This is a genomic window from Simplicispira psychrophila DSM 11588 (assembly GCF_000688255.1).
In the GTDB taxonomy this organism is placed as follows: Bacteria; Pseudomonadota; Gammaproteobacteria; order Burkholderiales; family Burkholderiaceae_C; genus Simplicispira; species Simplicispira psychrophila.
This window is the reverse complement of the sequence record NZ_JHYS01000001.1, coordinates 346,106-369,042: the sequence shown is the minus strand read 5'-3', so window position 1 is coordinate 369,042 and position 22,937 is coordinate 346,106. Positions and strand designations below refer to the sequence as shown.

Annotated in this window: 18 protein-coding genes; 17 read left to right on the top strand and 1 reads right to left on the bottom strand. The window is 60.0% G+C overall.

Annotated elements, in window-relative coordinates:
* Positions 1-39: 39 nt before the first annotated feature.
* Both galE and Q390_RS0101560 read left to right on the top strand, forming a co-directional pair.
* Entirely contained in the window at positions 40-1,095 is a 1,056-nt protein-coding gene (galE, locus tag Q390_RS0101565) for a UDP-glucose 4-epimerase GalE (protein ID WP_027994496.1), read from the top strand.
* Positions 1,096-1,106: 11 nt separating this feature from the next.
* Complete coding sequence (locus tag Q390_RS0101560) at positions 1,107-2,084, top strand: NAD-dependent epimerase (RefSeq protein ID WP_027994495.1); 978 nt, start codon at positions 1,107-1,109, stop codon at positions 2,082-2,084.
* A 30-nt stretch (positions 2,085-2,114) separates the two neighbouring features.
* On the opposite strand, the gene Q390_RS0101555 is transcribed toward Q390_RS0101560, so the two are convergent.
* Positions 2,115-3,740, bottom strand: coding sequence for an FAD-binding oxidoreductase (locus Q390_RS0101555; RefSeq protein ID WP_245606840.1), 1,626 nt, complete (start codon positions 3,738-3,740; stop codon positions 2,115-2,117).
* A gap of 155 nt (positions 3,741-3,895) precedes the next feature.
* Between Q390_RS0101555 and Q390_RS0101550 the strand changes: the two genes are divergently transcribed.
* From Q390_RS0101550 to wecC, 15 genes are all read left to right on the top strand, one after another.
* Positions 3,896-4,552, top strand: coding sequence for an XrtA/PEP-CTERM system exopolysaccharide export protein (locus Q390_RS0101550; RefSeq protein ID WP_156949796.1), 657 nt, complete (start codon positions 3,896-3,898; stop codon positions 4,550-4,552).
* Positions 4,553-4,645: 93 nt separating this feature from the next.
* A complete protein-coding gene (locus Q390_RS0101545) occupies positions 4,646-6,211 on the top strand; it encodes an XrtA system polysaccharide chain length determinant (RefSeq protein ID WP_027994492.1) in 1,566 nt (521 codons plus the stop codon).
* Positions 6,212-6,220: 9 nt separating this feature from the next.
* Positions 6,221-7,198, top strand: coding sequence for an XrtA-associated tyrosine autokinase (locus tag Q390_RS0101540; protein ID WP_027994491.1), 978 nt, complete (start codon positions 6,221-6,223; stop codon positions 7,196-7,198).
* Positions 7,199-7,216: 18 nt separating this feature from the next.
* A complete protein-coding gene (locus Q390_RS17200; protein ID WP_245606839.1) occupies positions 7,217-8,812 on the top strand; it encodes a TIGR03016 family PEP-CTERM system-associated outer membrane protein in 1,596 nt (531 codons plus the stop codon).
* 3 nt (positions 8,813-8,815) lie between these two features.
* Complete coding sequence (locus Q390_RS0101530; RefSeq protein WP_027994490.1) at positions 8,816-9,913, top strand: XrtA/PEP-CTERM system-associated ATPase; 1,098 nt, start codon at positions 8,816-8,818, stop codon at positions 9,911-9,913.
* A gap of 5 nt (positions 9,914-9,918) precedes the next feature.
* A complete protein-coding gene (locus Q390_RS0101525) occupies positions 9,919-10,785 on the top strand; it encodes an XrtA system polysaccharide deacetylase (RefSeq protein WP_027994489.1) in 867 nt (288 codons plus the stop codon).
* Positions 10,778-11,860, top strand: a complete 1,083-nt coding sequence (locus Q390_RS0101520; RefSeq protein ID WP_084153711.1) for a FemAB family XrtA/PEP-CTERM system-associated protein — start codon at positions 10,778-10,780, stop codon at positions 11,858-11,860. Before Q390_RS0101525 ends, Q390_RS0101520 begins: the two co-directional genes overlap by 8 nt.
* Before the next feature lie 23 nt (positions 11,861-11,883).
* On the top strand, positions 11,884-13,077 hold the full coding sequence (locus Q390_RS0101515; protein ID WP_027994487.1) for a TIGR03087 family PEP-CTERM/XrtA system glycosyltransferase: 1,194 nt from the start codon (positions 11,884-11,886) through the stop codon (positions 13,075-13,077).
* Positions 13,061-14,713, top strand: coding sequence for an exosortase A (gene xrtA, locus Q390_RS0101510; RefSeq protein ID WP_027994486.1), 1,653 nt, complete (start codon positions 13,061-13,063; stop codon positions 14,711-14,713). Before Q390_RS0101515 ends, xrtA begins: the two co-directional genes overlap by 17 nt.
* 2 nt (positions 14,714-14,715) lie before the next feature.
* Entirely contained in the window at positions 14,716-16,659 is a 1,944-nt protein-coding gene (locus tag Q390_RS0101505; protein WP_027994485.1) for an XrtA/PEP-CTERM system amidotransferase, read from the top strand.
* A 2-nt stretch (positions 16,660-16,661) separates the two neighbouring features.
* The gene (locus Q390_RS17195; protein WP_084153710.1) at positions 16,662-17,789 is read left to right on the top strand and encodes a glycosyltransferase; all 1,128 of its coding nucleotides are present in this window, start codon (positions 16,662-16,664) and stop codon (positions 17,787-17,789) included.
* Positions 17,790-17,807: 18 nt separating this feature from the next.
* The gene (locus Q390_RS0101495) at positions 17,808-19,274 is read left to right on the top strand and encodes a lipopolysaccharide biosynthesis protein (RefSeq protein WP_027994484.1); all 1,467 of its coding nucleotides are present in this window, start codon (positions 17,808-17,810) and stop codon (positions 19,272-19,274) included.
* A 41-nt stretch (positions 19,275-19,315) separates the two neighbouring features.
* Entirely contained in the window at positions 19,316-20,530 is a 1,215-nt protein-coding gene (locus tag Q390_RS0101490) for a TIGR04063 family PEP-CTERM/XrtA system glycosyltransferase (protein WP_027994483.1), read from the top strand.
* Positions 20,527-21,666, top strand: coding sequence for a non-hydrolyzing UDP-N-acetylglucosamine 2-epimerase (gene wecB / locus Q390_RS0101485; protein ID WP_027994482.1), 1,140 nt, complete (start codon positions 20,527-20,529; stop codon positions 21,664-21,666). Before Q390_RS0101490 ends, wecB begins: the two co-directional genes overlap by 4 nt.
* Positions 21,667-22,887 (top strand): UDP-N-acetyl-D-mannosamine dehydrogenase, encoded by a 1,221-nt coding sequence (gene wecC, locus Q390_RS0101480; RefSeq protein ID WP_027994481.1) that lies wholly within the window; start codon positions 21,667-21,669, stop codon positions 22,885-22,887.
* Positions 22,888-22,937: the final 50 nt, after the last annotated feature.

Below are 22,937 nucleotides of genomic sequence, written 5' to 3'. Positions count from 1 at the left end.
TTACATCTTCTGCCACCCATGGATTGAATCGAGAGTTTCATGCCCTTACCCGTGAAAAACAAGACGATTTTGGTGACTGGTGGTGCTGGCTACATTGGCAGTCATACCTGCGTTGAATTGCTCCAGGCCGGTTACACCGTGGCGGTATTCGACAACTTCAGCAACAGTTCACCCGAAGCGCTGCACCGGGTCGAATCCTTGACCGGGCAGCGACTGCGCGTCTACCGGGGTGACATCCGCGACGCTGCAGCACTCGATCATGCGCTGGCTGACAGCGGCGCCACGGCGGTGGTGCATTTCGCTGGACTCAAAGCGGTGGGCGAATCGGTGGCACAGCCGCTGCGCTACTACGACAACAACGTCGTCGGCACGCTGCGCCTGCTCGAAGCCATGGGCCGTGCGGGCGTGAACTCACTGGTGTTCAGCTCGTCCGCCACGGTGTATGGCGAGCCGCAATCACTACCGTTGACCGAAGACCACCCGCTTTCGGCCACCAATCCCTATGGCCGCACCAAGCTGGTGATCGAGGACATGCTGCGCGAATTGCATGTGGCCGATCCCACCTGGCGCATTGCCATCCTGCGTTATTTCAATCCGGTCGGCGCGCACCCCAGCGGGCGCATTGGCGAAGACCCGGTGGGCGTGCCCAGCAACCTGTTGCCGTATGTGGCTCAGGTGGCAGTAGGGCGGCGCGAGCGCCTGAGCATCTGGGGCAGCGACTACCCGACGCCCGACGGTACCGGCCTGCGCGACTACATCCATGTGGTCGATCTGGCGCTGGGCCACCTCAAGGCGCTGGAGTGTCTGCAAACGCAGGCGCAATGCTTTAGCGTCAACCTGGGCACGGGCACCGGTTACAGCGTGCTGGATATCGTGCGCGCCTTCGAGCAGGCCAGCGGCTGCACCGTGCCTTACTGCATGGCGCCGCGCCGCGCCGGGGATGTGGCCGCCTGCTATGCCGACCCGCTGCAGGCTGCCCAGTTGCTGGGTTGGCGCGCTGAGCGCGACTTGGCCACCATGTGCCGTGATGCCTGGAACTGGCAGGGCCAGAACCCGGAAGGTTTTGCCTCTCCAATGGCTGCAGTGGCCGCCTGAAAAATCGCCCGATGCACATTCTTCTGACCGGCGCCGCCGGCTTCATTGGCAGCCACGTCGCCGAACGCCTGCTGGCACGCGGTGACCAAGTGCTGGGTCTGGACAGTCTCAACGACTACTACGACCCGGCCCTCAAGCGCGCGCGTCTGCAGCGTCTGCAGGGGCAGCCCGGCTTTCGTTTTGTGCAGTGCGACTTGGCCGACCGCGCCGGTATGGCAGACGTTTTTGCCGGGCCGCGTTTTGACCGCGTCATCCATCTGGCCGCCCAGGCCGGTGTGCGCTACAGCATCACCCATCCCCACGCCTATTTGGACGCCAACCTCACCGGTTTTGGCCACATCCTAGAAGGCTGCCGCACCCAGCAGGTCGATCATCTGGTGTATGCCTCCAGCTCCAGCGTCTATGGCGGCAATACCAAGATGCCGTTTGCCGAAACCGACGCCGTGGACCACCCGGTCAGCCTGTATGCCGCCAGCAAGAAAGCCAACGAGTTGATGGCGCACGCTTACAGCCACCTGTATCGCTTTCCGACCACGGGGCTGCGCTTTTTTACCGTCTATGGCCCGTGGGGGCGACCCGACATGGCCTACCACCTGTTCACGCGGGCGATTCTGGCGGGGGAGCCGATTGCGGTCTTCAACCATGGCGACATGCAGCGCGACTTCACCTATATCGACGACATCACCGAAGGTGTGCTGCGTGTGCTGGATAAGCCCGCTCCGCTGTCCAGTGCCGGCGCCGCCCCCTACCGCGTGTTCAACATCGGCAACAGCGAACCGGTGCAGTTGCTGGACTTCATTGCGTGCATTGAGAGGGCGCTGGGCAAAACAGCCATCAAACAATTGCTGCCGATGCAGGCCGGTGATGTCCCCGCCACCTATGCCAGCACCCAGGCGCTGCAGGACTGGGTCGGCTTTGTGCCATCCACTCCGCTGGCGCAAGGCATCGCACGTTTTGTGCACTGGTACTGCGGGTATTACGGCGTGTGATGCGCGTTGCCGGGGTGCCTGCGCCGTTTTTCAGCGATAGCGCCCAGGCGCCAGGATGTCGTGTGGGTCCAGGCTGCGGCGCAGGCGCTCGTGAAAGCTGCGGGCGCTGTCCTGCATCTCCATTAACGCCGGCATGGCGTCAATGCCGACGCGGCAAGGAAACCAGCCCTGTGCTTTGCCGCTGTGCAGCAATTCATCAAAGCAGGCCGCAGCAGCCGCTGTGGCCGCGGGGTCTTTGCGGTCGAACAGCAGGGGCACGGTGCTGTCGAACAGGCGATCGCTCAAAGACGTCAAAGTGATCAAAGGCTCAATGCCGTAGCGCGGGGTGATCTCATGCACCATGCGGACAAAATTGAGCACGTCGCCGGGGCGCATCGGCACCAGGGGCGCATACCACGTCAGACCGCAGCCGTCGGCGCCAGGATGGAGGGCCCCGTGGTCCGGGTGCTGGCCACTGCGCCAGTAGGCCAGTGGCAACACAGTTTCGTTGGGCCGGCCCGCCACCAGCTCCAGCGAGCGCATCAGTGTGGCGGTCCATTCTTGTAGTGCCCGGCCTTTGGTACCAGGTAACCAGCGTGCCCAACGCGCCAACTGGCGTGTGCGTTGTGGCGTGACGAAGAACAGGCGGCTGGCCACCGGGCCCAGGGCGATACGCATTTCCTTTTGTGCCGCGGCCACCATGCGCTGGGTGCCATACAGGGTGGCAAACCCAGTCCACGGAGAAACTTGATAGTGGCGCCCCAGGCTACTGATCACCTCGGGGGGCAGCAGCCCGTTGGTGCCTGCGCGCTCGTGCGGGTAGGGCGCCGACATGCTCAGCATCCGGTGCTGGTTCATCAGTTGGATGCCGCCCACGGTGCCCGGCAGTCGGGCCAGTACGCTGCGGATGGACAGTACGGCTGGCGCCAATAGTTCGTCATGCGCCAGCCTGAAGAGGCACATCTTGACGCATGCCGGTCGGCGTGCCAGCACGATGCTGATACGCGTGACAACGCCAAAGCCACTTTGGGTGAAAAGCCCCGCTGAATACGGGCCGATACCCCACTTGAAAAGACGCGCCAGTTCTTCACTGCCGGCTTCGTGCAGGGCCGTCCGGTAGAGCGAGCCATCTGCCAATACTGCCTGCAGATCGGTCACGGCACCAAAGTGGTCGGTGTAAGGCGTGACGCCAAAACCGCGTTCCAGGGCATTGGCCAGCAGGCTGCAGGTCGGGCCGGCGCCGGTCACAGGCACCAGAAAATCGTGTCCTCCCTGTTCCAGAAAGTCGGCCAGCATGCCTTGGGTGACGCCGGGCTCGACGCTGACGACACCGAGTTCAGGATCGAAATGCAGGATGCGCTGCATGCGCGACAGATCGAGCAGCACGCTGCCATCGCGCGCTGGCAGGGCGCTGCCGTAGCCCCAGTTGTGGCCCGTGCTCAGAGGGTAGACAGCCACCCGGTGATGTTGGGCCACGCGCAGCACGGCTTGCAGTAGTGGCTCGGTGTCAATGCGCAGGGCGGCGGGGACTTTGCGTACCAAGCCGCTGGTATCGGTGCCGTAGGGCCGCAGCGCTGCTGTTCCTAAAAGAACATTCTCTGCTCCCAAAAGTCCTTCCCACGCTGACAGTGCTGCAAAAAGTGCCTCCAGGGTGTACATGCTGGGAATGGGATGCATTGCATATTCCAGAGGAGATGGTTAATATTTTTATGGATTCAAAATATCACAGATTGAAGAATGCTATTTAATTTTGAATTCTCATAGCATAGTAATATTTTTTTTATTGGCTTGTGCTGAGTTATATTTAACTGCAACCGTTCCAGTCGTGGCAAATGTTTCAAGGAAATTACATCGTGCAAGAATATGTATCGAATTTTGTAGGCTTTACAAGCCGACTGGCAGTCGCTGTTGTCGTGGCCGCCTCCCTTGTCGGATGTGCTGGTTTTAAAAACCACCCCGACGCACCGGTGGTTGCAGCCGTGCCCGACTACAACTACATCGTTGGCCCCGGTGACACGCTCAATATCATCGTGTGGCGCAATCCGGAGTTGTCTCAGGTGGTTCCGGTGCGCCCGGATGGACAGGTCTCGACTCCTTTGGTGGACGGACTTATGGCACAAGGAAAGACTTCCGTGCAAATTGCACGCGATGTGGAAAAGGAGCTGGCCAAATATGTGCGAGACCCTGTCGTTACCGTGATCGTTACCGGATTTGTGGGTCCTTATAGCGAACAAATACGGGTTGTCGGAGAGGCAGCCAAACCGCAATTTTTGCCCTATAAACAAAAGATGACGGTGCTGGATGTGCTGATTGCGGCCGGTGGATTGACTGATTTTGCGGATGGTAACAAGGCCACCCTCATCCGTACCGCCGAAGGTAATAAGCGCTATAACGTACGCTTGAATGACTTGATCAAGCGTGGCGATATTGATGCGAATGTAGATGTTCTTCCTGGAGATATTTTGATTATTCCGCAGGGGTGGTTCTGAGAGATTAACGTATTTGCAGAAATTTCAAAAAAACGGGTATTCAGTGTCGGGAAGGCCTTGAATGCCCATGGCCAGCTATGAGGGGGTGATGGGATGGATGAGCTCTGGGGACAGATTGCCACCACCGTGCGCGGCATGTGGATCTATCGCAGGTTGGCCATGGCGCTGGCTTGGCTGGTCGCGGTAGCGGGTGTGGTGGTGGTGCTCATGATGCCGGACCACTACCAGGCATCAGCGCGCGTTTATGTCGATACGCAATCCATCTTGCGTCCGCTGATGATGGGGATTGCCGTACAGCCCAATATTGAGCAGCAGGTGGGCATGCTTAGCCGCACACTGCTCAGTCGGCCGACCATTGAACGCTTGATACGCACGGCTGATCTGGATCTGGGGGCGCAGACCAAGGTGCAGAGCGAAGCCATGGTGGATAAAGTCACCAAAACCATCAGTATCAAAACCACCGGCCGAGACAATCTTTACACGCTGTCTTACGCTGATCAAAACCCTGAAGTGGCGCGGCGTGTGGTGCAAACCTTGCTGACCATTTTTGTCGAGTCCAGTCTGGGCGCCACACGCCAAGACTCGGACAGTGCACGCCGCTTTCTGGATGAGCAGATCAAGAGCTACGAGGCCAAGCTGACGCAGGCGGAAGGGCGTCTCAAAGAGTTCAAGCTGCGCAATATCGAGTTGCAGTCGCAAAACGGCCTGGACTCGGCCGGGCGCGCAGCAGAAGTGGGTAATTTGCTCAGCCAGGCACGCCTGGAGCTGCGCGAGGCGGAAAGCGCACGCATGGCGGCGAGCCGCCAGCTGCAGGCGCTGCGTTCGTCTCTACGCCAGCCCGCATCGGTGCCGTCTCCTGCCCTGGTGCAGACGCCTGAAATCGATGCGCGGCTGGATGTGCAGCGGCGCAATCTCGATACGCTGTTGCAGCGCTATACCGAGGAGCATCCTGACGTCGCCAACAGTCGCCGTCTGATCCGTGAGCTGGAAGGACAGAAGCGCCACGATATCCAGGAGTTGCAGCGTCGGGCGCAGGCCAATCCGAATGATCCGCTGGTGCAAAACAACCCTGCCGTGCAAGAACTCAGCCGCATTTATGCCGCTGCGGAGGTGCAAGTGGCCTCTTTGCAGGCGCGGGTGGCCGAGTATGAGGCGCGTGCCAGCCGTGTGCGCGAGCAACTCAAAGTGGCTCCGCGCCTGGAGGCTGAGCTGGCGCAACTCAACCGTGATTACGAAATTAACCACAAGAACTATGCCGATCTGGTAGGGCGGCGCGAGTCGGCCTTCATGTCCGGCCAACTGGAAAACACCGCCAATGTGGCAGAGTTTCGCGTCATTGATCCGCCGCGCGTCAATCCCAAACCTGTGGCCCCGAACCGGGTGCTGTTGTTGCCCGTCTCGCTGGTGGCCGCGCTGGGCGCCGGACTGGGGATGGCCTTTCTCATGAGCCAGATCAGGCCGGTGTTTTTTGACGGCGCCGGGCTGCGCCAATGGACGGAGCTGCCCCTGTTGGGGGTGGTGGAGCTGATTCCGAATGAGAAGGATATAAGGAGTGAAACGCGCAGTTTGAGACGTTTTTTCATGGCTTTGTTGGCACTGATCTTTCTCTACGCGGGCGGTATGGCGATGCTGTCCTACCAGTCGGCTTTACTAGGGTGAAAGGCCACCATGACCAGTTCCATTGAAAAAGCAGCCCAGCGCCTGGAGCAGTTGCGCGCCGCTGGTGCCTTTTTGCCCAGTGACGTGCCGATGCCTGAAAAATTTACCGCGGCGCCCAGCCCGGCAGCGTCTGCGACATCTCCGGCATCTCCGGCACTGGAGTCCAGTGCCTTCAAGACCCAGACCGTACCGCCTGCTGCGCCGAGCTCCAAAAGCGTACATATCAACCTGACCGCGTTGGCTGCTGCCGGTTTTGTCACCCGCAATGCGCCGCGCTCGGGCATCACGGACCAGTTTCGCGTCATCAAGCGTCCCCTGCTGGAAAACGCCTCCGGCCGGGGCGCTGCGGCAGTGCCGCACGGCAACCTCATCATGGTCACCAGCTCTTTACCCGGAGAAGGCAAGAGTTTTACCGCCATCAACCTGGCAATGAGCATGGCGATGGAGCAGAACCATACCGTCATGCTGGTGGATGCCGATGTGGCACGCCCCTCCGTGATGCAGGCACTTGGCTTGCCACCGGCGCCAGGCCTGCTCGATTTGCTGCTGGACAAAAAATTGGCGGTGTCGGATGTGCTGCTGCGCACCAATATCGACAACTTCACCTTGCTGCCGACCGGTTTGCCGCATCCACGTGCTACCGAATTGCTGGCCAGTGACGCCATGGTGGATTTGTTGGCGGAAATGGGCCAGCGCTACAGCGACCGCATCATCATTTTTGATTCGCCCCCGCTGCTATTGACGACCGAAGCGCGGGTATTGGCCAGCCACATGGGGCAGATTGTCATGGTGGTGCAGGCGGAAAAAACGCTGCAGTCTCAAGTTCGCCACGCTTTATCCACCATTGAGTTCTGCCCGATCAGGTTCATGGTGCTGAACCAAGCGCGCAGCCGTGGCATGGGTGCTTATGGATACGGCCACGGCTATGGGTACGGGTATGGACATGAGCAGGATGCTGTCGGTCAAAGAGTTGCCACGCCGGCCTGACATAAAAAGAAAGTTTGCATGAGTAGAGTTGTCTTCGTGCGTTACGCCGCGCTGGTACTGGTCACTGCGCCTGTCGCCATGTTCCCGGCTGCCAGGGCCCAATCGATGCCAGAAAAAGGCTCCGCCATCTCGTCTACCGGGGCGCTGCCATCGGCGCAGGAAAACGCCACATCGGCGCAGCGCACCAGCTGGCTGGAGCCACGTGTTTCGGTGCAGCACACCATTACCAGCAATGCACGCCGCGATGCCAGCAACCTGAGCGATCAGATCACCGACATCAGCCCGGGGCTGCTCTGGATCGGCAATACGGCCCGCATCAAAGGTTTTGCTGATTATTCGTTGCACGGGTTTCATTACGTGAACACCACCGGTGCCAGTCACTTGGAGCACCACCTCAATGCCCGCGTGGCTGTTGAAGCGATCGAGCAGCGCCTGTTTGTGGATGTCACTGGTGTCGTCACCATGCAGCCGATATCGGTTTTTGGTGCGCCAGTGGATGGCTCCCCGGGCAATCCCAACGCGGCGCAGACCTCCAGTTTTGGCCTTTCGCCCTATTTGCGTGGTCGCATCGGCAGCGTGGCAGAGTACGAAGCGCGCTACAGCGTGCAAGATAACCGTACCGATACCTCCCGGCGCTCTGATGTCAGAACCCAAGAGGGGCGTTTTCGCGTGGACAACCGCCAAAGTGGCCAATGGCTGGGTTGGGGTGTCGAGGCGAGCCAGGAACAGGTGGATTTCTCTCTGGGTCGATCGATCGATACGGCGACTCTGCGGGCGCGCCTGAAAGCTGTCGTGACGCCGCAATGGATGCTGATGGGCGTGGTAGGGGTTGAATCCACCAACCAACTCGCGCTGGAGCGCGAGTCCAGCCGCATTGCCGGTCTGGGCGTACTCTGGCGCCCCTCGGAGCGCACCCGGGTGTCGGTGGAGCAGGAAAGTCGCTACTTTGGTAAAGCCCACAACGTGCTGTTGGAGCACCGCACCGCACGCACTGTCTGGCGCTATAGCGACACCAAGGGCGTGTCCCAGGGACAGGGGGCGCAATCGGCATCGCTGGGTGGGCTGTTTGATTTGCTCTACGGGTTCTATGCCCAAGTGGAGCCCGATCCGATCCTGCGCACCCAGCGGGTGCAGACTGAAATTAACCGCCTGGGCTTGTCGCCTGATCTGCTGGTGCCGCAAGATTTTCTGCGCTCCGCCAGCACGCTGCAGCGCATGCAGCAGTTGTCGTTGGCCTTGCTGGGCCGGCGCAGCGTGGTGACGCTGGCCGTGATGCAGTCTGATAATCGCCGGCTCGGTTTGGTGGCGCTCTCTGCGGGCGATGATTTCGATACCAATACGCGCATTCGCCAGCGCGGCTGGAGTCTGTCGTTGGCGCACCGTCTGACGCCGCAAACCGCTGTCCAGGCAAGCCTGATCGAGCAGCGCAGTGTGGGCACGGCGCCGGGCCAGGAAACCCGTGTGCGCTCGCTGGCAGTGGGCACGAGCATGCAGCTGGCGCCGCGCACCAGTCTGGGCCTTCAGCTGCGCCGTTCGGTATCCGATGGCCACGCCAGCTCCTCGCGAGCCTATAACGAGTCGGCCTTGGTGGCCACCCTCACACATCGGTTTTAAGCCATGTATGAAGCGTTTTATGGCTTGACCAGCAAGCCCTTTCAGCTCAATCCGGATCCGAGCTTCTATTTCAGTAGCAAGCAGCACCAACGCGCCCGGGCGTATCTCGAATACGGCGTCATGCGTTGCGAGGGTTTTATTGTCATCACCGGAGAGGTCGGGGCAGGAAAGACGACGATTGTGCGTGGCCTGCTGGACAGCCTGGATCCGGCGACCATCCGAGCAGCGCATCTGGTGAGCACGCAACTGGGCGCGGACGACACGCTGCGGCTGGTGGGTGCGGCGTTCGGTATCCCGGTGCGCGGGGTTTCCAAAGCGGATCTGTTGGTGGCGCTGGAAGCTTTTTTCATTACCCAGACGCTGCAAGGCAAGCGCTGTCTGCTGATGGTCGATGAAGCACAAAATCTGCACCCGCAGGCAGTGGAAGAGCTGCGCATGCTGTCGAACTTTCAGCAGGGCCAGACGGCGTTGCTGCAGACCTTTCTGGTGGGCCAGCCAGAGTTCCGCGACATCCTGCAAAGCCCTGGCATGGAGCAATTGCGCCAGCGCGTGACGGCCACCTGCCATCTGGGTCCGCTCGATGGCGATGAAACCCGGGAATACATCCTGCATCGGTTGCGCTGTGCGGGTGCCAGCGACAAACCCACCCTGGACGCAGCCATCTTCGACAGCGTCTACCAGCACACCCGCGGCATTCCGCGGCGCATCAACACCTTGTTTGATCGCGTCCTGCTGCAGGGCTTCCTGACCGATCAGACCCACATCGATCTGGGCCTGGTGAGCGAAATCATTGATGAATTGCAGTCAGAGTTGCACGCACCCTCCCCGGCGACCCCGCAAGCTGCGCTCCCGTCGCTGACGGACAGCGATCTGGAAGACGACGTGCTTGATCTGGATCTGGATGTGGCCCTGGCGGACGGTATGGCTCAGCAGTTGGGGCATGTGGCCGCCGAGCAATTGAGCGCCCGCCTGTTGCGCATTGAGCGCAGTGTGCTGCGCCAGGAGCGCGTAAGCCTGGAGATCTTGATGAGTCTGCAAAAACTGGTGGCTGCCAGTCGGCGCTCCAGTCCGGAAGGTACCTTGCCTAAAGCCGCAAGCTGATCACCATGCCCCACCTGCCGCCTATCCGCAATGCGCTGACCATCGACGTCGAAGACTACTTTCAGGTGTCGGCGTTCGCTCCGCACATTCGGCGCAGCGAGTGGGATACGCGTGAATGCCGGATCGAGCGCAACATGGATCGCATCCTGGCTTTGCTGGAGGAGCGCAGCATCTGCGCCACGTTTTTTACGCTGGGCTGGATTGCCGAGCGTTATCCGACCTTGGTGCGCCGTATCGTTGCCGGCGGGCACGAGCTGGCCAGCCATGGCTATGGCCATGAGCGCGTGAGCGATTTGTCACCGGAGGCATTTTTCCAGGACATCCACCACGCCAAAACGCTGCTACAAGACATTGCCGGGGTGGTGGTGCAGGGCTACCGTGCCCCCAGTTTTTCTATTGAGCCGGGCAATGGGTGGGCCCTCGATACCTTGGCGCGTGCCGGCTACAGCTACAGCTCCAGCATCTATCCCGTGGCGCACGACCATTACGGAACGCCGGATGCGCCGCGTTTTGCCCACCAGATCCGTGCCGGCCTGATGGAAATTCCGCCCACTACCGTGCGCCTGTTCCAGCGTAATTTTCCGGCCAGTGGCGGCGGCTACTTTCGCTTTTTCCCTTACGCACTGTCGCGCTGGATGTTGCGCCGCGTGCATGAGCAGGACCAATCTCCTGCGGTGTTTTATTTCCATCCCTGGGAGATCGATGCCGAGCAGCCGCGTGTGCCGGGCATCGGCTTCAAGACGCACTTTCGACACTACGTCAACGTAGATCGGATGGAGCAGCGGTTGCGGCGTTTGTTGCAGGATTTTCACTGGGGCCGCATGGACCATATTTTTTTACCCGCGACGGCGCAGGAGGCTACGGATGTCTGAGGTGTCTGAGGTGTCTGAAATTTCTGATGTGGCTGCATCGTTGACGGTGCACCGGCTCGACATGCGCAGCACTACCGGTGTTGCGCGCTGGGATGCTTTTGTGCAGACCTGTCCGCAGGCGACGTTTTTTCACCGTGCCGGCTGGCAGCAGGTCATCCGCGAGGTGTTTCACCACGACACCTATTTTCTGTACGCGCAGCAGGCGGGGCAGATTCGCGGCGTGCTGGCGCTGGCGCATGTCCATAGCCGTCTGTTTGGCAATGCGCTCACCAGCTTGCCTTTCGCGGTATATGGCGGTGCGGCGGCGCTGGACGAGGAGGCCAGTGCCGCCCTAGAGCAGGAGGCGCAGCAGCTGGCGCAGCGCTTGAAAGTCGATCACCTGGAGTTGCGCAATGTGCAGCGCCGCCATACCGACTGGCCGGTACAAGACCTGTACGTGACGTTTCGCAAGCCGATTGCGCCGCTGGACGCCGACAACATGAGTGCCATCCCGCGCAAACAGCGTGCCATGGTGCGCAAGGGCATCAAGAACGGCTTGCGTGCACACATCGATACCACGGTAGACCGATTTTTTGTGCTCTACGCGGAAAACGTGCACCGCCACGGTACGCCGGCGTTGCCCAAGCGCTACTTCCAGACGCTGTGCCGGGTTTTTGGCCCCGACTGTGAGGTGCTCACCGTGTGTACTGCCGATGGCCAGCCCATCAGTAGCGTGCTGAGTTTCTATTTTCGCGATGAAGTGCTGCCCTACTACGCGGGCGACGCCGAAGCGGCGCGGGACCTGGCTGCCAATGATTTCAAGTATTGGGAGCTGATGCGCCTGGCCTGCGTGCGCGGCTTGAAGGTGTTTGACTATGGGCGCAGCAAACGGGGCACGGGCTCGTATGCGTTCAAGAAAAACTGGGGCTGCGAAGCCACGCCGCTGCACTATGAATACTGCCTGTACCACCGTGACAGCGTGCCGCAAAACAACCCGGCGAACGCCAAATACCGGCTGCTGATCGCCGCTTGGCGGCGGATGCCGCTGGGCGTGGCCAATTGGCTGGGCCCGAAGATCGTGCGCAACCTCGGCTGAGTGCCATTTCATCTGGAGCCGCCGTGCGCAACATCCTGTATCTGGTCCATCGACTGCCGTATCCGCCCAACAAGGGCGACAAAGTGCGCTCTTACCATTTGTTGCGCCATTTGCTGCAGTCGCACCGAGTCTTTCTGGGGACGTTTATTGATGACCCCGAGGACGAGCAGCATGTGCCGGCGTTGCGCGCCCTGTGTCCCGATCTTCACATTGCGCGCTTGCAACCGCGTGTGGCCAAGGTGTGCAGCCTGGCCGGTTTGGCGCGCGGCGGACCGCTGACGCTGGATTACTACCGCTGTGCCAGTCTGCACGCCTGGGTGCGCCGCATCGCCGCACAACACGAGTTGCAGGCGAGTGTGGTTTTTTCTTCGGCCATGGCGCCGTATGCCCAGGTGCTGGCACCCCAGGTGCCGATGCTGGTGGACTTTGTCGATGTTGATTCGGCCAAGTGGAGCCAGTACGCCGCCAGCCATCGCTGGCCGCTGTCGTGGCTGTATCGGCGTGAAGGGCGCACGCTGCTGGCTTATGAACGTGCTGTAGCGGTGCAGGCGCAGCGCTCCTTTTTTGTCACTGACCAAGAGGTCGCACTGTTTTTGCGCTCGGCGCCGGAATGCAGGACCACGGTGCAGGCCCTGTGCAACGGTGTGGACGCCGATTTTTTTGCGCCCGACGCCGCCCGACCCAGCCCGTTTGTGGACCCCATGCAGCCATTGGTATTCACCGGTGCCATGGATTACTGGCCCAATATTGATGCCGTAGTGTGGTTTGCCACTGAGGTGCTGCCGCGCCTGCTGGTGCGTTGGCCGCGCCTGCATTTTTATATCGTCGGCCGCAACCCGCCGCCCCCGGTGCGCGCGCTGGCGGGCGCTGCAGTCACCGTCACCGGCACGGTGGCCGACGTGCGGCCTTACCTGCAACATGCGGCTGCCGTGGTCGCGCCGCTGCGCGTGGCGCGCGGTATTCAGAACAAGATTCTGGAAGCCATGGCCATGGAGCGCCCAGTGGTGACCGTACCCGAGTGCGCCAACGCGATTGGCGCCAATGCCGCGCAGGGCTTGCTGCGTGCCGATACGCCGCAAGCCTTCGAACAGGCATTGCAGGCCCTGCTGGATACACCCGCGCAAGGCGCCTTACTCGGAGTGGCAGCGCGCCGGCATGTGCTGGAGCATTTCAGCTGGGACGCCCATCTGGGAGGCATCAATGCCTGTCTTGACTGATAACCCGGCAGTGGCGAGGCCTGACACCACCGCCCCGGTGCGTCGTTTTCAGCTGCCCCTGGTCTGGCGCAAGCCGCTGGCTGTGCTGGTCTTGCTGCTTGCGGTGATCCTGGTGGCCTACTGGAAGTCGGCCTGGGGAATGGTGACGATCTGGGCGCGCTCGGATACCTACGCGCATGGCTTTGTCGTGCCGTTCATTGCGCTGTGGCTGGTGTGGCGCCAGCGCGCCGTGCTGGCCACCCTGCTGCCGCGTCCGGGGCCACTGGCCTGGCTGCTGATGGCCGGCGCGGCCGGGCTGTGGCTGGCGGGGGAGCTGGTGGCGGTCAACGCCGCAACGCAATGGGCGCTGACGATGCTGATCGTGCTGTCGGTGCCAGCGGTGCTGGGCTGGCAAGTGGCCCGGGCGCTGACGTTTCCATTGCTGTTTCTGTTTTTTGCCGTGCCGATGGGCGACTTTCTTTTGCCCCGTCTGATGGAGTGGACGGCCGATTTCACGGTGCTGGCGCTGCGCGCGAGCGGTATTCCGGTGTACCGCGAAGGTTTGCAATTCGTCATTCCGTCCGGCACCTGGTCGGTGGTCGAGGCGTGCAGCGGCATTCGCTATCTGATTGCTTCGGTCATGGTCGGTTGCCTGTTTGCCTACCTCAGCTATCAAAGCCCGCGCAAGCGCTGGCTGTTCATGGGCGTGGCGGTGCTGGTGCCCGTGGTGGCCAATTGGGTACGCGCGTATCTCATCGTCCTGCTCGGCCATGTGTCGGGCAACACCTTGGCCACCGGTGTCGATCACCTCATCTATGGCTGGGTGTTTTTTGGCGTGGTGATGGGCCTGATGTTTCTTTTGGGTGCGCGCTGGACAGACCCTGTCCCGGGACCAGCGTCCGCCGCAGCCGCAGCCGCAGGCGCAGCCGTATCCACCGGCCGTGGAATACAAAATAAGGGTCAAAATGGCCTCAAGCCCAATGTCATAAAGCGGTGTTTGCTATTATTTTTTATAGTTATGGCGCCCCATGGAGTGCTTGCCGTCATGGATCGGGGTGTGCAGACCCAGCGGGTGCAGCTGGCCGCACCCACCGTGCAGCGGCCCTGGCGTGCCACGCCGGCGCCGCCGAGTCGCTGGACACCGCTGTTTCTCCATGCTTCTGCCCAATTGGATGCCGGCCAGACCGACGCCGACCAGCAGGCCGTTGGGCTGCACCTGAGCTACTACCGCCAGCAACAGGGCGAGCGCAAATTGGTCAGCTCGGAAAACAAGCTGGTGAGCAGCAAAAACACCGACTGGCTGCGCCTGAGCGCAGGGGTGGCGCCAGCGCGTCTGCAAGGCCAGCCGCTGCAGGTAGAACAGGCACTGCTGCGACAACGCAGTCCCGTGCCCGGCGCGCAGGCCCAGCATTTGCTGGTCTGGCGGTTTTATTGGGTCAACGGCCACTTCACGGCCAGTGAGGTGGTGGGCAAGCTGCAAGGCGCTTGGGGCCGTCTCACCGGACGCGGGGACGATGGCGCCAACATCGTGCTCTATACGCCGCTACGCAGCGCCGACGAACCACTGGCTGACGCCGCCACGCGCTTGCAAGCCTACCTGGACAGCCAGGGCGAGGCCTTGGTGGCGGCACTGATCAAAACACGGGGGCAAGACTGACCATGTGCGGTATTTCCGGCCTTTTCGATCCCCAGGGCACGCGCAGTTTTGCGCCGGCACTGGCGCGGCGCATCAACAATATCCAGGCCCACCGCGGCCCCGACGAAGACGACGTGTACTTGGAGCCGGGCCTGGCCCTGGGCCACCGGCGTCTGTCCGTCATTGACCTGGCCACTGGCCAGCAGCCGCTGTTCAATGCCGACGGCACGGTCGGCATCGTCTTCAACGGCGAGATCTACAACTACCGTGAACTGGTGCCTGAACTGCAGGCGCTGGGCTACCACTTCCGCACGCGCAGCGACACCGAAGTCATCGTCCACGCCTGGCAGGCTTGGGGCGCAACTTGCATCCAGCGCCTGCGTGGCATGTTTGCCTTTGCCTTGTGGGACAGCCACCAGCAAACGCTGTTTCTGGCGCGTGACCGCCTGGGCGTCAAGCCGCTGCACTACGCCTGGTTGCCCGATGGCAGCTTTATTTTTGGCTCGGAACTCAAGGTGCTGACAGCGCACCCCGGTTTTGTCCGCGACATCGATCCGCTGGCGGTGGAAGACTATTTTTCTTTCGGCTATGTGCCCGATCCGCGCTGCATTTACCGCAGCGCGCACAAATTGCCGCCGGCCCACACGCTGACACTGCACCGCGGTGAACCGGTGCAGCCGCAGCCGCAGCCGTATTGGGACGTGCACTTCACCCACGACAACCCGGTGTCGCTGGCCGACGCCGAGGTCGAGTTGCGCGAGCGGGTGCGTGAGTCGGTGCGCCTGCGCATGGTGGCCGACGTGCCGCTGGGGGCGTTCTTGTCCGGCGGCGTCGATTCCAGTGCCATCGTCGCCACCATGGCCGGGCTGTCGGACACGCCGGTGCACACCTGCACCATCGGCTTTGATGACCCACGCGTGAACGAAACCGCCTTTGCCCAGCAGGTGGCACAGCGCTACCACACCGACCATCGACTGGAGGTGGTGAGCGCGGACGACTTTGACCTCATCGACACCCTGGCCTGGCTCTATGACGAGCCGTTTGCCGACAGCTCAGCCCTGCCGACCTACCGTGTCTGCCAGATGGCGCGCCAGCACGTCACCGTGGCGTTGTCGGGCGATGGCGGCGACGAGAGCCTGGGTGGCTACCGGCGCTACCGCATGCACCTGGCCGAAGAGCGCGCGCGCAATTACCTGCCGCATGGTCTGCGCCGGCCCGTCTTCAGTGCTCTCGGCGCGCTGTATCCCAAGGCCGACTGGGCGCCGCGCCCGCTGCGTGCCAAGACCACCTTGCAGGCCATGGCCATGGACAGCGTGCAGGCCTACCACCACAGCGTGTCGCGCCTGAGCACGCAGCAACGCGGAGCGCTGTTTTCGCCGACCTTCCTGCGCAGTCTGGGCGACTACACCGCCCTGGATGTCTTGCGCCAGCACGCCAAAAACGCCCAGACGCACGACCCGCTCGGCCTGATCCAGTACCTGGACTACAAAACCTGGATGGCTGGCGACATCAACACCAAGGTGGATCGGGCCAGCATGGCGCACGCGCTGGAGGTGCGTGAGCCTTTGATGGACCACCTGCTGATTGAATGGCTGGCGACCTTGCCCAGCCACCTGAAACTCCACGGTGGCGAAGGCAAATATGTGTTCAAGAAAGCGTTTGAGCCGCTGCTGCCCCACGACGTTTTGTACCGGCCCAAGATGGGCTTTTCAGTGCCCTTGGCAAGTTGGCTGCGTGGCCCGCTGCAGCCGCGTATGCGTGCCTCGGTGCTGAGTACGCGCATGCTCGACTCGGGTTATTTCAACCCGGCCACGCTGCAGAGCCTGGTCACGCAGCACCTGACGGGCCGACACGATCATTCCACCGTGCTGTGGATGCTGATCATGTTTGATGCATTTTTGCGGCTGCATGAGCCGGTGCCTGAACCTGCTGTGGCGGGATTGGCGCTCCACGTCAGAGAGGCTTAGGCATGACACAGAACGGTACATGCGGCGCCCGGGTGCTTTTGCACGCCTTCTCCACTTTCAGTCTCGGGGGCGCGCAGGCACGATTCGTTCAATTAGCCAATGCGCTCGGCCCGGGCTACCGCCATGTCGTGATGGCTATGGACAACTGCTTTGATGCCGGTGCGGGACTGGCCCCAGGCGTGCTGTGGGAGCCGGTGTCGGTGCCGGTCATCAAGGGCGGGGCTTTGGCCAATCGCCGTTTATTTCGCACCATTTTGCGACGGATGCAACCGGATCTGCTGCTCTCGTACAACTGGGGTGCAATTGAATGGGCGGCGGCCAACTGTCCTCGGGTGTGCCCGCAGGTGCATGTGGAAGACGGTTTTGGGCCCGATGAAGCGCAGGGCCAGCTCCCCCGGCGCGTCTGGATGCGGCGGGTGCTGCTGGCACTGAACGGCCTGCAGGTGGTGGTCGCCTCGCGCAATCTGGAGCGCCTGGCACGCAGCACCTGGAAAATTCCGGCCCACCGGGTAGTGTTTGTGCGCAATGGCGTGGACGTACCGAATGGGTTGCGCTGTCCGCCGGCCACAGCCAATCCCCTGGCGGTGTTGCGTATTGGCACCGTGGCCGGACTGCGCCCGGAGAAGAATATTGCCCGCCTGATCCGTGCGTTTGCCCAGATACAGAAGCGCTACCCCAGTCACTTGAGCATCGTCGGTGACGGCCCCTTGCACGCCGAACTGCAAAAGCTGGTGTGCGATCTAGGGATGGAAGACAAGGTGGAATTTACCGGTTACCTGGCAGATCCGTTGGCCCATCTGGTGACGTTGGATCTGTTTGCCCTGTCCTCGGATACCGAACAATTGCCTCTGGCTTTGCTCGAAGCCATGGCTGTCGGTATGCCGGTGGTGGCGACCCGGGTCGGCGATGTGGGGGCCGTTTTGGCCAGTGTGTCACCGGACAACTTGTGTGCGCCTGACGATGCCGCATTTGCAGCGCAACTGCTCCAGGTGCTGGACTGCCAGACCCTGTGGCCCCAATGGGCGCAGGCAGGGCAGGACAAAGTCCGCGCTGCCTATTCAAAAAAACACATGACTGCGCAATGGAAGCAGGTCTTTGACGGCCATGCCGCAGACCTAGGAACGCTATGACAGGGTTGTGGAGACGGCATGAACAGCCCTAAACGCACGTTGATCAAGGGCGCCTTGTGGGCTGTCGGCACGCGCTGGTCCATCAAGGGGATTGGCTTTCTCAACACGGTCATCATGGCGCGTCTTTTGCTGCCGGCAGACTACGGGCTGGTGGCCATGGCCATGCTGATCGTCGGTTTGATCCAGGCATTGATGGATTTTGGCGCGACCGCCGCCTTGCTGCGTAAAGGAGAAGTCAGCACCAGTGAAATCAACTCGGCCTGGACGTTGCGTATTTTGCAGAGTTTGGGCGTGGCGCTGCTTTTGCTGGTGGCGTCGCCTTTGGCGGCGGCCTATTTCGTCGAGCCGCGTGTGCAGCCGGTGTTGTGGGTGCTGGCCGCTTGTGTCGCCCTGGGCGGAGCTGAAAACATCGGGCTGACCTTGGCACAGAAAGCATTCCAGTTTTCTGTGGAGTTTCGGGTAAACGTCCTCTCCAAGCTGCTGAGCGTGGTGGCCACCTTGGTGGCCGGCTATTTTTTGCGCGATTACCGGGCACTGGTGATCGGTATCGCCACGGGTTACCTGGCCGGACTGGCATTGAGCTACCTGCTGCATCCTTATCGTCCCCGATGGGAGACCAGCAAGATGGGTGAAATTTGGGGTGTCACCAAATGGCTGATGCTGGCGGGAGTGGGCAATTTTTTGCTGCGCAACAGCGACGAAGTGGCGGCGGGGCGCATTGGGTCTACCGGTGACTTCGGCCTGTATCACACCGGCTCTGATCTGGGACGCCTGCCTGTGGGCCAACTGGGCCCCTCCATGATGCGTGCCTTCTTGCCGGTGCTCTCTTCCATTCAGGCAGATGTGCCGCGTACCAACAACGCGGTGCTCAAGACATTGGCAGCAGTCAATGCCATCACGTTGCCGATGGGGTTTGGCATGGCAGCCATCGCACTGCCTTTTACCCATTTTGTCTTGGGAGACAAATGGTTGGATGCAGCGCCCTTCGTGGCGCTTTTTGCCTTGGTTGGAAGTGCGCAGTTTGCCCTGAATCCGCTCACGGCCTTGCTGTTTTTACGTGGACATACCCGGATTATGAATACCGTTTCATGGATTGAGTTTGCGGTATTTGTGGCGGCGTCTTTGATATTGGTGCCACATTTTTATTTGATGGGCATGGGTATTGCACGCTTGCTGGCGAGTCTGGCGAATTCTGTCGTGCTGTCTTTCAGTGCTAGAAGGCATTGCAATATAGAACTTGATAAATTATTACTATCAATAGGCCGCCCTTTGGTTGGCTCAGTTTTCATGTATTTTATAGTAACTCATGTACTGAAAATGAGACAGGATGATGGAATTCAACTTTTCATCAGTATTATGGTCGGTGCGTGCTTCTACTCTGTCTGGTTGCTGGGTAGTTGGATTGCACTCGGAAAACCTGAAGGTTTGGAGTCTACGGTATGGGATGCGTTGGGTAGTAACTTACTCAGGCTGCATAACAATTAATAACAATTAATAATAGTTTCAAGTCGTTTTTCTGAGTATTTATGCGCACTTTGCATATTCTGGATCATTCCATACCCTTGCACAGCGGTTATACCTTTCGCACGGTTTCACTGCTGCGCGAGCAGCGTGCATTAGGTTGGGAAACCCACCATCTGACGTCGCCAAAGCAGGGCGCCACCGCGCAGCAGGAAGAAGAAATAGAAGGTTTTGTCTTTCAGCGCACGGCTCCCGTACAGGGTGCTTTGGCGCGGTGGCCGGCGCTGGGGGAATGGCTGCTGATGCAAAAACTCGGGCACCGCCTAGAAGCCGTGGCACGTCGCCTGCAACCCGACGTCCTCCACGTCCACTCCCCGGTCTTGAATGCGTTGCCCGCCTTGAAAGTCGGTCGCAAGCTGGGGATTCCGGTGGTCTATGAAATACGTGCTTTCTGGGAAGACGCTGCAGTGGACCATGGCAGCACACAGGAGGGCAGTTTGCGCTACCGACTGACACGCGCCCTGGAAACATACGCCATACGCCAAGCCGCGCATGTGTTCACGATTTGCGAGGGATTGCGTGCCGACATCGTGGCGCGCGGGGTGCCCCAGAGCAAAGTCACCGTCATTGCCAATGCCGTGGACGTAAATACCTTCCCACTGGCGCTGGCCGCCGATCCGGCATTGCGCCAGCAGTGGGGACTGACAGGGCGCACTGTGATTGGATTCATTGGCTCCTTTTATGCCTACGAAGGGCTGGATCTGCTCATTTCGGCTCTGCCGGGCCTGCTGCGCGTGCGCCCTGATGCATGTCTGCTCTTGGTCGGCGGCGGGCCGCAAGAGGCAGCGCTCAAAGCACGGGTGCAAGAGCTGCAATTGCAACAGCATGTCGTCTTCACGGGGCGCGTCCCCCATGCCGACGTGCAGCGCTACTACGCCCTGGTGGATGTGCTGGCTTATCCCCGGCACTCCATGCGCCTGACGGAACTGGTGACTCCGCTCAAACCGCTGGAAGCCATGGCGCAGGGCCAGTTGTTTGTCGCCTCCGATGTGGGTGGGCACCGGGAACTGGTGGAGCACCAGAAAACAGGCATTTTGTTCAAGGCCGACGACCCCCAGGCACTGACCGCCGCTTTGCTCGACCTGCTGGCGCATCCTGAACACTGGCCGGCGTTGCGGGCCAACGGGCGCCACTTTGTCGAGTCGGTCAGAAACTGGCGCAACAGTGCTTTCCATTACCAAGCCGTTTACGAAGCCGTCACCAGGGAGTTTTCGTCATGAAAGTCATGCTTGTTTTTGGCACCCGCCCCGAAGCCATCAAGATGGCGCCGCTGGTGAAAGCGTTACAGGCCTTGGCTGGGAAAATAGAGACCGTGGTGTGTGTGACCGCACAGCACCGAGAAATGCTCGATCAGGTCTTACAGCTGTTTGATATTGAGCCGCAATACGATCTCAATATCATGAAAGCCGGGCAGGATCTGTCCGATATCACTACCAATATCCTCAGCGGTTTGAAAACCGTTTTGCAGCAAGAAAAACCGGACTGGGTACTGGTGCATGGCGACACCACCACCACACTGGCTGCCAGCCTGGCAGCTTTCTACGCCCAGGTGCCTGTTGGACATGTCGAGGCCGGTCTGCGCACGGGCAACAAACGCGCGCCTTACCCGGAAGAAATGAACCGGCGCCTGACCAGCGTGCTTGCCGATATCCATTTCGCGCCCACCACCGCCGCCCAAGCCCATCTGCTGCACGAGGGCGTGGCGCCAGAAACCATTCACGTCACTGGTAATACTGTGATTGATGCTTTATTGGCAGTGGTAAAAAAAATGCGTCAGGACACACAAACGCAACAAACGCTCCAAGAGCGCTTTGCTTTCCTGAGCGCTGCACGTCGCCTGATTCTTGTCACGGGACACCGGAGGGAAAATTTTGGTGCTGGCTTTGAAAATATTTGCAATGCTTTGGCAGATATTGCCGCTGAGCACCGCGATGCGGAGATTTTGTATCCGGTGCACCTTAATCCCAACGTGCGTCAGCCCGTCGCAGATATTTTGGCCAAACGCCAGCTCGATAACGTGCATTTGATCGATCCGGTTGATTATTTGCCTTTTGTGTATCTGATGGACCGGGCGTATCTGATTATTACTGATTCGGGTGGCGTGCAAGAAGAAGCCCCCTCGTTAGGCAAGCCGGTACTAGTGATGCGCGAAACGACCGAGCGGCCCGAGGCAGTCGATGCCGGAACCGTGCTGCTGGTAGGCACGTCGCGTGAAAAAATCGTCGGTGAAGCACGCCGCTTGCTGCACGACGCAGAGGCATACGCCCAGATGTCAAGGGCACACAACCCTTATGGCGATGGCACGGCCGCGCAGCGGATCGCGGCTGTCATGTTGAGCATTCAAGGAGCAATGTAAATGGCGCGCGAACTACAAAAAATCGTGGTGATGGGACTGGGCTATATCGGCCTGCCCACCGCCTCCATGCTGGCTACCAAAGGGCATACTGTGCTGGGGGTGGACATCAACGAGTCGGCGGTCAATACCATCAATTCGGGACATATCCACATTGTCGAGCCTGACCTGGATCTGCTGGTGCGTTCCGCCGTCAATAGCGGTAACCTGCGTGCCTCGCTAACGCCAGAAGAGGCTGATACCTTCATTTTGGCGGTGCCGACACCATTCAAGAGTGAGGAGGGCAATGCCAAAGCCCCTGATTTGTCGCACATCGAAGCCGCAGCCCACGCCATTGCGCCTTATTTACGTGCAGAAAATCTGGTCATCTTGGAGTCCACCTCCCCGGTGGGCACTACCGAAGTAGTTGAAAACATCATTCGTTCCTTGCGTCCTGACCTAGAGGGCCGGGTGCACACTGCGCACTGTCCCGAGCGGGTACTTCCAGGTCAGATACTGCGTGAATTGGTAGATAACGATCGGATTATTGGCGGAACCACCAAGGCAGCCATGATCAAGGCCCGTACCTTGTATAAAACATTTTGCAATGGTGCCATTCTAGAAACGGATAGCCGTACGGCTGAATTATCCAAGCTGGTAGAAAATTCATTTCGTGACGTGAATATTGCTTTTGCAAATGAATTATCGGTAATTTGTGATCGCCTGGGAATCAATGTATGGGAAACCATTGCTTTGGCCAATCGCCATCCGCGCGTCAATATTTTGCAGCCAGGACCAGGCGTGGGTGGGCATTGCATTGCGGTGGATCCCTGGTTCATTGTGTCCAGCGCGCCCGAAGAGGCGCGCTTGATACGCACTGCCCGCGAGGTCAACGATGCAAAACCGCAGTGGGTGATTGATAAGGTGCGTTGCAAGGCAGCACGGTTCAAGGATCCAGTGATTGGTTGCTTGGGCATTACTTTCAAATCTAATATTGATGACCTGCGTGAATCACCGTCTATGGATATAGTCAAGACGCTGTTGGATGCAAATATTGGTACTGTGATGGTGTGTGATCCCAATGTGGCCTCTCACAAGGTGCCTTTCCCATTGCATGATCTAAAGGAGGTGCTGAAAAAATCTGATATCTTGTTGCTGCTAGTGGATCACCACGAATTTACAGAAATTGACTCTCAAATCATCAAAGATAAAGTAGTCATTGATACCAAAGGTGTTTTGCGCTGAAAGTTACCATGCTTTAAAAGCTTAATTTATTGGTTCTATTGGATTTATTG